The organism is Flavobacterium agri (assembly GCF_013401995.1).
GTDB classification, from domain to species: Bacteria; Bacteroidota; Bacteroidia; order Flavobacteriales; family Flavobacteriaceae; genus Flavobacterium; species Flavobacterium agri.
The window spans coordinates 370-771 of record NZ_JACBJI010000005.1; the positions used below are offsets into that span (position 1 = coordinate 370).

Here is a 402-nt window from a genome sequence, read left to right on the forward strand (position 1 = left end):
TCAATGGTTCCTTGACGGTGTGGACACGGGCCTTACGGGCCAGACCATCGACGTGGACCTTCCGGGCGACTACACGGTGAGCATCACCAGCGCGGCGGGATGCGTCTCGGGACCTTCGGCGGTGCATACCGTGGTGGAGTCGAGCGTTCCGGTGAACCCTACCTATACGGTGAGCGGCGCCTTCCAGGACCACCAGTCGATACAGGTGCACGTGGACGGCATCAACCCCGAGGCCTTCGAGTACAGCCTTGACGGCGGGCCGTGGCTTGCCAACGGCGGGCTGTTCGAGAACGTGGGGCCGGGCGAGCACGTGATCGTGGTGCGTGGTGCCTGCGGCAACACGGGCGACGTGGTGGTGCACCTGGTGAACTACCCGCACTTCTTCACCCCGAACGGCGACGG

At 65.7% G+C, this 402-nt stretch carries 1 pseudogene; it reads left to right on the plus strand.

Annotated elements, in window-relative coordinates:
• Window positions 1-402, plus strand: a pseudogene (locus HZF10_RS12020) (hypothetical protein); the annotation flags it as partial.